Source organism: Acinetobacter sp. AR2-3, assembly GCF_001878775.1.
GTDB lineage: Bacteria > Pseudomonadota > Gammaproteobacteria > Pseudomonadales > Moraxellaceae > Acinetobacter > Acinetobacter lwoffii_D.
In genome coordinates, this window is sequence record NZ_MJIQ01000105.1 from 1 (window position 1) to 9803 (window position 9803).

Here is a 9803-nt window from a genome sequence, read left to right on the forward strand (position 1 = left end):
GGATGTGGATAAGCACGCGTAAGATCGTCGGCAGCGTCAGATGTGTATAAGAGACAGGTTTAATACTATGTAGTGCCTTAAAGGGCACCAATCTTGGCTCATCAATTTTCTGACAAATATTTCTCAAATAAACTTCGAGTAATTTCTACCATCAATCAATGAAAATAATTTCGATCAATCAACCAGTAAAAATCCACACAAGTTGTTCTTCATAATCTCTTAATGATCTTTCTAACACCTCGTCAGTGCCAGAAGCTGGACTTCGATATACTTAACAACTCAGCAATCTGCTTCGTTCGTTTTCGTCTATCTCGTCGGTATGTGCTCATTATAGGGCAATTTCTTACACGTGCAAGCGCTTTTAACGCACAAGAATCACGAGTGTTTTATTTTTATGCACCAAATTGGTTCAATTTTATGCAAATAATTACATAAGTACATATTTTTAAAACAGAAATATAAATTAAATATTTCTGTTCTATTCTATGCCTAGTTTTTCACAACTGGTGCTTTAATCGTCACACTGGTGATTTTTACAGGGTTTACTGGCACATTTTGATGCATTCCATAGTTTCTAGTGGGTACTTTAGCAATCTGATCGACGATATCCATACCTTTAGTGACCTTACCAAATACCGCATAGCCGGCATTTCTAGCAGAACGATCCAGAAAATCATTATCGACCAGGTTTACAAAGAATTGTGCGCGGGCAGAATCCGGCTGATTGGTACGTGCCATGGCTAAAGTGCCACGCTTGTTATGCAGACCATTTGACGATTCGTTTTTAATCGGTGCTTTGGTATTGGCTTTTTCCTGCATGTTCACATCAAAGCCACCACCCTGAACCATAAAGCCAGGAATGACCCGGTGAAAAATGGTGTCCTTATAAAAGTTGCTCTTTACATAATTTTCAAAATTTTTTGCCGAGATGGGGGCTTTATCATTAAAGAGTTCAATTTCAATATTTCCCATTGAAGTATTCATCTCAATAATCGTATTTGCAGCAAAGCTTGGCAGACTGACCGCAGCAAGTGCGATGACACATAATGATTTCTTTAACATTTATTAACTCATCTACTTAGAAGTAATGGTTGTGAATGACTATATATTAATCTTTTATAACTCATAATGCAGTGACCTGCCGACTAAAGACAAGAGAATAAGAATGAAGCATGCATTATTACAGGAGCAAAATATCCACCAGTTTCCACCGTGGCGTTTGCAGGGTGAGGGTTTTATTCTGAATTATTGGCTGACCCCCAGCTTTATTGAGCAAGCAAAACAGTTCCGTATTGCCCCTTCTCCACTGGGTCGTATGATTCAAGTCTTATTGGTACGTTATCACACCTCGCCGATTGGCCCTTATGATGAATTACTGATTCTGGACCATCCTTTAATTAGTAAACGGCGCCTCAGCTCGATTCCTAAAATTTATGTGTCTACCCATGAGTCTGTGGTACATGGTAAGCATTTATGGGGCATTCCCAAAGAACATGCGCAGTTTGAATGGCAGGAAAAGGATCAGGAAGTACTGTGTCAGATTCAACACCAGAACCAGAATATGACAATTCGGCTGAAGAAAACCAAATCCGCACGCCAGTTCTATATTAATAGTCATCATATTCCAGCGTCTATGTTGAAAATCCAGCAAGCCTGGAAAGGCCAGCGTTTTCAGTTTAGTCCACAGTTCCGTGGTCATCTCTCCAAACTCTCTCAAGTAGAGTGGCAAGATGCCGAGAATATATTTCCAGACTTTTCCAAAGCCAAATTGCTGCAAAGCTTTTATGTCCCCAAATTCAATCTGATCTTTCCTGAAGCGCAGATCAGTAGCAAAGTATAAGAACTGATAAAAACCTATCTATAAAAAAAGGTGTTTCATGAGAAACACCTTTTTGCATTCATGCTTTCGATTTAACTATTTTTGTCCCAGAATTTGCGGAAATTTTTGCTGATCTCAATCACATATTTTTTAGCACGGCGAGAGATCGGCGTCAGGTTAATAAAACCATGTGCCTGATCGGTATATTCATGATAATGAACACTCACGCCATTCTGACGTAGTTTATGCGCATAGATTGAACCTTCATCATGCAGGACATCATGACGTGCGGTAATCACATAGCTTGGCGGCAAGTTCTGCAATTCACCATAGGTCGGTGAAATCAGCGGATCATCCAGTTCAATCTGATGGGTTTGGGCATACATGAAGGTCACCAGATCAATATCCTGCTCTGAAAGTACTAGTCCGTCTTTATAAGCATAAAAAGAGGGATGGCGGCTTTTAAAGTCGAGCGCCGGATAAAGTAAAAGTTGTGCTCGTGCGGCATAAGATTTACCTGCACTGCGCTGAGCTACGACAGTGGCCAGATTTCCGCCGGCACTGTCCCCTGCCACGGCAATGCGGTTTTTATAGACTTTTAGTTGCTTGCTATGCTGATGTGCCCACGCCAAGGCATCTTCGCACACCTGTACCATTTGTAAGGGGCTAAATTCAGGCGTCAGCGGATAAGCCACGCTTAACACCTGTACTTTGGCATGCACTGCCAGCAAGCGACAGAATTCATCATGACTGTCCAGACCACCCACCATAAATGCACCACCATGATAAAAAATCACCATCGGCAACTTCTTTTGTGGAGCTGGATGATAATGCCGGGCAAAGATGCTGCCACTTTGCAAAGGCAGGCGCAGCTCTTCGATGACTTTGACAGTAGTTGGTTTAGCCGCGATCGCTTTCATGCGTGCATCAAACAATGTGCGCGAATGTGCCAGATCCTCACTGATAAAACTGCTATGCCCCTGTTTTATTTGGATGGCCATCAGGCATTTAACCAATGGATCTAAATCAGGATAAACATGAGGATAATCCAGAGCCTTAACTAATGCTTCCTGTGCAATGCCAGGTAAGCGGTCCAGCATACGCGCTGCCGTCCCTTGTCCTTTTTCCATCACACTTTTCAGAACCGGAGGATTCACAGTCATTATTTTTAGTCCTTATTCTCTTAATTCTTCATAGTTTCTACACGATTAGCGTTTCAGTGACCATATTATTATATAAGTCTTAATATCAATGTACATATAGCTTCTGCCCGATACATTACCCTCATTTATAAAAGATGTCATTGACCGTTTAAAGGTTATTTTTGACGTACTTTTGCGAGCTTAAGTATATTTTTTATTACAAATCTGGAGGATGCCTATGGCTAGTAAAATTATAGCTTTGTCTTTGGCGACTGCATTTTTAGCTGTAGGCTGCGTCGCATTTCCTGAAGATGGTGGCTATTATGATGGCAGCTATGATCAGCGTTATGACCGTCGCTATGAACTGGACCGGCGTTATGAACAAGATCGTCGCTATGAGCGGCAACGCTGGGAATATGAACAGCAACGCAAACGCATTGAACTGGATCGACGTAAACAGGAATTACAACGTCGCAATTGGGAGCAGGATCGTAAAAGACAGTTAGAGCTGGATCGACGTAAAAGCCAACTGGAACGACAGCGCCATGAACAGCAACGTAAAAATATCATGACGCAACGGCAAAAACAGGCAGAGGCAGAACGTAAACGTCGTCAGGATCTGGAGCGTAAACGTGTAAAAGATCAACGCAGTAAAAAAGTCCAGCAAAATCGTTCTAATCAACGCTGGAATGACAACCGACGTCATCAGGAACAACGTTCACGGGATCGTCGTGACTAAGACTTGAATCACCCTCTCTATTAAAAGCCCAGACTGGGCTTTTTTAATGAAAAAGGTAGCTGCCAGATAGACAAAGGCCCTAAAGAAAATTTCTTTAGGGCCTTTGTAGAGGGTTATGTTAAACGAACTTCCACTTCGCTTATGCTTCTCAGCAATTCAACCAGAACATCCTGTTCTCTACACAAATTATCCTATCGAATCAACTTGCTCTCATGAAGCGGACATTCACTATCCAAGCTGTAAGTTTTATCTTACAAACCGCTAAAATAGAGACGACTGATTCCAACAAATTCAAAAAAGGTAAATTCTGGACAAAAAAAAGGCTTATCTAGAGAACAGGATAAGCCACGAAAACACATTTCAAAATAAGAAGAAACTACAGCGATAGAATCTGGCATAAATATTAATCAAAAGTTCATCTATTGTGAAAGACTTTATTGCTTAGATATTAATCGTTTTTATGTCTAATAAATAAACAGGCAAAAAAAAGCTGAGTTTTGGGGATACTCAGCTTGAAAAAAGCAACTCTAAAATAGGGCAACAGCAACCCGGTTCGGCTCTCTCCTCTGAACAAGGTCGCTGTTAATAGAAGTATGATGCAATTTTTTACCAATACTTAAAACGGATTAAAATTATTAATTTGATTCAAAAATACGATTATTCATTTTTTATATTTATTTTCAAATACTTAATTCTTAGATTTAGTCGCGAATTAAATCTATTCAGTTCAAAATTCGGATTCATCGCTGCTGATGTCCGTGTATTTTATTCTCATCCTATCCTGCTGTTGTGTTCTGAATAGCTTGTTCTGCTATCCGCTGGATTCAGTATTTTGTATAAATCTTAAATTTAATCTGGGTCGACGCTTGAATTTTTACACCCTGCCCCGATTTCTTTAGGTAATCAAGAACTTCACAACCATGGCAGTTTAGCATAAACGCAGTGAACACTGAGGCCTAAGGACTGTACATGTTTAAGAACCCATTTAAACGGAGTAAATCAATGGCGACTGAGCAAAACGAGCAAGCTCAACAACTTGAGCAAGAGCAAGCGGAACAAGATACAGCGCAAACTCAAGCTGAAACCGAGCAGGCTGAAGTTTCCGTTGAGTCTTTACAAGAGCAGATTGCGCAGCTTGAAGGTGATTTAAAGTTAGAAAAAGCCCGTACCGCCAATGCAGTTTATGAAGCACAAAAGAGTGTTGAACGTATTCAGCGTGAATCTGAAAAGCATAAAGATACAGTTCTAGAAAAGTTCTCTAAAGAGCTTCTAGAAACAGTCGACAATCTGGAACGTGCCATTGTGGCTGCAGGTGAAGAGCAAACACCATTGCGTGAAGGTGTTGAACTGACTCTTAAATCTTTATTGCATACCTTGGAGAAATTTGGGGTTGTGGCAGTGGATACCAACAACGGTTTCAATGCTGACCTGCATCAGGCAGTCGGGATTGATCCAAATGCCAAAGCAAATGAAATTGGGACTGTTTTGCAAAAAGGCTACACGCTTAACAGTCGCTTATTGCGTCCTGCCATGGTGATGGTCGGCGCTTAAGCCAAATAAATTCGGGAGTTTGTGAAATTTTTCAAAAATTTTACTTGAAAAAAATCGAACGGCTCTCATATCGGATAACAAGTGTAAATCACAAAAAAATTTTAGAGGAAACATCCAAATGGCTAAAATCATTGGTATTGACTTAGGTACTACAAACTCATGTGTTGCAGTACTTGAAGGCGACAAAGTTAAAGTAATCGAAAACGCTGAAGGCGCGCGTACCACTCCATCTATTATTGCCTATAAAGATGGCGAAATTCTGGTAGGTCAATCTGCAAAGCGTCAAGCAGTAACGAATCCGAAAAATACATTGTTCGCGATCAAACGTTTGATCGGTCGTCGTTATGAAGACCAAGCGGTACAAAAAGATATCGGTCTGGTTCCTTACAAAATCATCAAAGCTGACAACGGTGATGCTTGGGTTGATGTCAACGACAAAAAATTGGCGCCACAACAGGTTTCTGCTGAAATCTTGAAAAAGATGAAGAAAACTGCTGAAGATTACCTGGGCGAAACCGTAACTGAAGCTGTTATTACTGTTCCTGCTTACTTCAACGATGCACAGCGTCAAGCAACTAAAGATGCAGGTAAAATTGCAGGTTTAGAAGTTAAACGTATCATCAACGAGCCAACTGCTGCGGCACTTGCGTTTGGTATGGACAAGAAAGAAGGCGATCGTAAAATCGCGGTTTATGACTTGGGTGGTGGTACTTTCGACGTTTCAATCATTGAAATTGCGGACCTTGATGGCGACCAGCAAATTGAAGTATTGTCGACTAACGGTGATACATTCCTAGGTGGTGAAGACTTCGATAACGCGTTAATCGAGTTCCTGGTTGAAGAGTTCAAGAAAGAACAAAACTTTAACCTGAAACAAGATCCACTGGCGTTACAGCGTTTAAAAGAAGCTGCGGAGAAAGCGAAAATCGAGCTTTCTTCTTCAAATGCAACTGAAATCAACCTTCCATACATCACTGCTGATGCGACTGGTCCTAAACACTTAGTGATCAACGTAACACGTGCAAAACTTGAAGGTCTGGTTGCTGACCTGGTTGCGCGTACCATTGAACCTTGCCGTATTGCGCTTAAAGATGCGGGTCTTTCGACTTCTGACATCTCTGACGTAATCCTGGTGGGCGGTCAGTCTCGTATGCCAATGGTTCAACAGAAGGTTCAAGAATTCTTCGGTAAAGAGCCACGTAAAGACGTAAACCCTGACGAAGCAGTAGCCATGGGTGCTGCGATTCAAGGTGCGGTACTTTCAGGTGACAAAACTGACGTACTTCTACTTGACGTAACTCCGTTGACACTTGGTATTGAAACTATGGGCGGCGTGTTGACTGCAATCATCGAGAAAAACACCACGATTCCTGCAAAGAAATCTCAAGTGTTCTCAACTGCTGCGGACAACCAGCCTGCTGTAGACATTTCAGTTTACCAAGGTGAACGTAAAATGGCGCAGCAAAACAAATTGTTGGGTAACTTCCAGTTAGGCGACATCCCACCTGCGCCACGTGGTGTGCCACAAATTGAAGTATCTTTCGACATCAATGCTGATGGTATCTTGAAAGTATCTGCGAAAGACAAGAGCACTGGTAAAGAGCAATCGATCCAGATTAAAGCAAACTCAGGTTTGTCTGATGCTGAAATCGAAGCAATGATCAAAGATGCTGAAGCGAATGCTGAAGAAGACCGTAAATTTGAAGAGCTTGCAAAAGCACGCAACGAAGCGGATGCTTTAGTTGCTTCTTCACAAAAAGCAGTGAAAGATCTTGGTGAACAAGTGACTGCAGACGAAAAAACTGCAATCGAAACTGCGGTTTCTGAGCTTGAAGCTGCAACTAAAGAAAATGACGTTGAAGAAATCAAAGCGAAAACTGAAGCGCTGCAAAACATCATCATGCCAATTACACAACGTGCATATGAAGCAGCGCAAGGCCAAGGCGGTGCGCAAGGTTTTGACCCGAATGCATTCCAAGGCGGCGAAGGTCAATCTCAAAAAGCGGACGACGGCGTTGTAGATGCTGAGTTCACTGAAGTGAAAGATGACAAAAAATAATTTGTCGCTTTAACTGAAAAAACCGCGCTTTCGCGCGGTTTTTTTATGTTTCGACTTGAAGGAATAAAATAAAAATTACCAAAATTTGATCGTATTTTCAGGAAAAGCTGTTTAAGTTAAATCAAACATTAAAATACCCTGAACCCATGAAAACTCTGATTTTTCTGCCTTTACTTAATTGCTTGAGCCTGACGGCGTGTACCTTACCCGTTTCATCTTCCCCATCTCATATCACTTCGACTCAATCGACTCAAGCCATTGCCCAATTATTTGATCAGGCGCAAAGCTCTGGTGTTTTAGTGATTCAGCGTGGTCAACAGATACAGGTCTATGGCAATGATTTAAGCCGTGCAGATACCGAATATGTTCCCGCCTCTACTTTTAAAATGCTCAATGCCCTGATTGGCCTGCAACATGGCAAAGCCACAACCAATGAAATTTTTAAATGGGATGGTAAGAAACGTAGTTTTTCAGCCTGGGAAAAAGACATGACTCTCGGCCAAGCCATGCAAGCTTCTGCTGTACCCGTCTATCAGGAACTGGCGCGTCGTATTGGCCTTGAACTGATGCAACAGGAAGTACAACGCATCCAATTTGGTAATCAGCAGATTGGTCAGCAAGTCGATAATTTCTGGTTGGTAGGTCCTTTGAAAGTTACCCCGAAACAGGAAGTCGAATTTGTCTCTGCTCTAGCCCGAGAGCAACTTGCCTTTGATCCTCAATTCCAGCAACAAGTCAAAGCCATGTTACTTTTACAGGAGCGGAAAGCTTATCGACTATATGCCAAATCCGGTTGGGGCATGGATGTGGAACCGCAAGTCGGCTGGCTCACCGGCTGGGTTGAAACACCGCAGTCTGAGATCGTGGCATTTTCACTGAATATGCAGATGCAAAATGGTATGGATCCGGCAATCCGCCTTGAAATTTTACAGCAGGCTTTGGCCGAGTTAGGACTTTATCCAAAAGCTGAAGGATGATGCAAATAAGCATGGGAAAGGCACTAAAATTAAGCTATATTTTTAAAAAATAAACATTTAAATAAAAAATATGCGTCTTCTGCTCTGTCTGCTCGTGGTGGGATTGATCATGTCTGCCTATCTGCATATGCAGGCCAAAACCCACCCTCAACTGCGCTATAACTCGCTGGCTGATCGCTTGATGCATCCTTTCGATACACGCTTACGTTTCCGGATTGATCAGGTCGATTCAGGCTTTGGACTGAGTAAAGATCAGGTCATTCAACTGAGCAAGGAAGCGATCGAAATCTGGCATCAGGGAAGCAATCGTGATGATTTGATGGTCTATGATGAAAATGCCAGGCTGAGTATTCACCTGATCTATGATCAACGCCAGCAAGACTATGATGCCTTGAAGAAAGTCGAAAAACAGTTGCTGGCAGATGACGCCAAGTATCAACGTCAGGTCAAAAACCTGGAAGCCTCCCATCAGCATCTGGAAAGTCAGCAGCAACGCCTGATCCAGCAAAGAGATCAGATCAATAGTGAGTTTCAGGCCTTACAGCAACGACGCCGTCAGCCAAATTTATCTGCTTATGAGCGTGAGCAGATTGAATATGAAGTTTTGGCTTTACAGCGCAAATCGGAAAGTTTTCAACGGGAACTTCAGTACCTGCAGGAACAGCAAAATTCCTTTAATATGAATGTTTCCATGCATCAACATGGTCTGCAAAACCATCAGCAGAATATCATTCAAGCCCAACAGCGTTTCCCTGCCCGCGAATTTCATAAGGGCGTGTTTATGGGTAATCAAATTCATGTCTATCAGTTTGATACAGAAGATGATCTCCGCCTGACTCTGGCACATGAACTCGGACATGCCTTGGGCCTGTATCACCATAATGACCCGGAAGCGCTGATGTATCCGGTGCTAGGCAAACAGAATCTGCAACACTTCCAGCTACGACCTGCAGACAAGACCTTGCTTTATAACCGTTAAGTGGTCAGCTTGAAATCCTTAATTAATTTAAGTGTATAAGTATTATAAAAAACACTCTATTCTGATTTCATGTTATTGTGATTGGCTACATTGTTCAGGCCATCTTTGGAGATTCGTGTGAGTTACTACCATATTTTAATTGAAGTAAATGACCACATTAGTACGATTGATGAAACCCGTGATATCGAGATCTTTGATATCGAGGACATCCAACCCTATCTTCATTCGATTTTGCTGCCTTATTTCAATGAACAACTGATTGAACTCGACGATGAAAATCTGGAATATAAAGATATTCTGCATCTGGAAATCAAACAGACTTTATTGCCGATCAATGACCTGATCGAAGAAGAACAGCGTCTGTTGCCAAGCGATACCGACATTACCATTAGCGCCTATGAAATTTTCAATAACCGCGAGTTGAGTCAGGATGTTACTACTGTAATCTTTGACCTGCTTGAAGCGGTAAAACTGGATAGCTAAACTTTCCTCCAGATATAAAAAAGTCCTCATTGAGAGTAATGCCAGTCAGTTAAG

Annotated in this window: 9 protein-coding genes; 7 read left to right on the plus strand and 2 right to left on the minus strand. The window is 41.9% G+C overall.

Annotated features, from left to right (window positions below; all coding sequences use genetic code 11):
* Positions 1–489: 489 nt before the first annotated feature.
* Positions 490–1062 (minus strand): peptidylprolyl isomerase, encoded by a 573-nt coding sequence (locus BFN00_RS15490; RefSeq protein WP_071852334.1) that lies wholly within the window; start codon positions 1060–1062, stop codon positions 490–492.
* Between the two features lie 103 nt (positions 1063–1165).
* On the opposite strand from BFN00_RS15490, the gene BFN00_RS15495 reads away from it, so the two are divergent.
* Complete coding sequence (locus BFN00_RS15495) at positions 1166–1840, plus strand: acetoacetate decarboxylase family protein (RefSeq protein ID WP_071852335.1); 675 nt, start codon at positions 1166–1168, stop codon at positions 1838–1840.
* 71 nt (positions 1841–1911) lie between these two features.
* Here BFN00_RS15495 and BFN00_RS15500 read toward each other — a convergent pair whose 3' ends face one another.
* Positions 1912–2982, minus strand: coding sequence for an alpha/beta hydrolase (locus tag BFN00_RS15500; protein WP_071852336.1), 1071 nt, complete (start codon positions 2980–2982; stop codon positions 1912–1914).
* Between the two features lie 217 nt (positions 2983–3199).
* On the opposite strand from BFN00_RS15500, the gene BFN00_RS15505 reads away from it, so the two are divergent.
* The 6 genes from BFN00_RS15505 (at position 3200) to BFN00_RS15530 (ending at position 9749) form a co-directional block, all read left to right on the plus strand.
* Positions 3200–3700, plus strand: a complete 501-nt coding sequence (locus tag BFN00_RS15505; RefSeq protein WP_071852337.1) for a cell envelope integrity TolA family protein — start codon at positions 3200–3202, stop codon at positions 3698–3700.
* 1002 nt (positions 3701–4702) lie between these two features.
* Positions 4703–5251, plus strand: a complete 549-nt coding sequence (gene grpE / locus BFN00_RS15510) for a nucleotide exchange factor GrpE (RefSeq protein WP_004647116.1) — start codon at positions 4703–4705, stop codon at positions 5249–5251.
* 118 nt (positions 5252–5369) lie between these two features.
* The gene (gene dnaK / locus BFN00_RS15515) at positions 5370–7310 is read left to right on the plus strand and encodes a molecular chaperone DnaK (protein WP_071852338.1); all 1941 of its coding nucleotides are present in this window, start codon (positions 5370–5372) and stop codon (positions 7308–7310) included.
* A 146-nt stretch (positions 7311–7456) separates the two neighbouring features.
* Positions 7457–8287, plus strand: a complete 831-nt coding sequence (blaOXA, locus tag BFN00_RS15520; protein WP_071852339.1) for an OXA-134 family carbapenem-hydrolyzing class D beta-lactamase — start codon at positions 7457–7459, stop codon at positions 8285–8287.
* A 70-nt stretch (positions 8288–8357) separates the two neighbouring features.
* Positions 8358–9266 carry a matrixin family metalloprotease gene (locus BFN00_RS15525; RefSeq protein WP_071852340.1) on the plus strand — a complete coding sequence of 303 codons (909 nt, stop codon included), beginning with the start codon at positions 8358–8360 and terminating at the stop codon, positions 9264–9266.
* Positions 9267–9371: 105 nt separating this feature from the next.
* Positions 9372–9749, plus strand: coding sequence for a hypothetical protein (locus BFN00_RS15530; protein ID WP_016806936.1), 378 nt, complete (start codon positions 9372–9374; stop codon positions 9747–9749).
* Positions 9750–9803 lie beyond the last annotated feature (54 nt).

Coding starts and splice junctions, on each gene's coding strand:
- BFN00_RS15495 (WP_071852335.1), top strand. CDS start 1,166: ATGAAGCATGCATTATTACAGGAGCAAAATATCCACCAGTTTCCACCG.
- dnaK (WP_071852338.1), top strand. CDS start 5,370: ATGGCTAAAATCATTGGTATTGACTTAGGTACTACAAACTCATGTGTT.
- BFN00_RS15505 (WP_071852337.1), top strand. CDS start 3,200: ATGGCTAGTAAAATTATAGCTTTGTCTTTGGCGACTGCATTTTTAGCT.
- grpE (WP_004647116.1), top strand. CDS start 4,703: ATGGCGACTGAGCAAAACGAGCAAGCTCAACAACTTGAGCAAGAGCAA.
- BFN00_RS15525 (WP_071852340.1), top strand. CDS start 8,358: ATGCGTCTTCTGCTCTGTCTGCTCGTGGTGGGATTGATCATGTCTGCC.
- BFN00_RS15500 (WP_071852336.1), bottom strand. CDS start 2,982: ATGACTGTGAATCCTCCGGTTCTGAAAAGTGTGATGGAAAAAGGACAA.
- blaOXA (WP_071852339.1), top strand. CDS start 7,457: ATGAAAACTCTGATTTTTCTGCCTTTACTTAATTGCTTGAGCCTGACG.
- BFN00_RS15490 (WP_071852334.1), bottom strand. CDS start 1,062: ATGTTAAAGAAATCATTATGTGTCATCGCACTTGCTGCGGTCAGTCTG.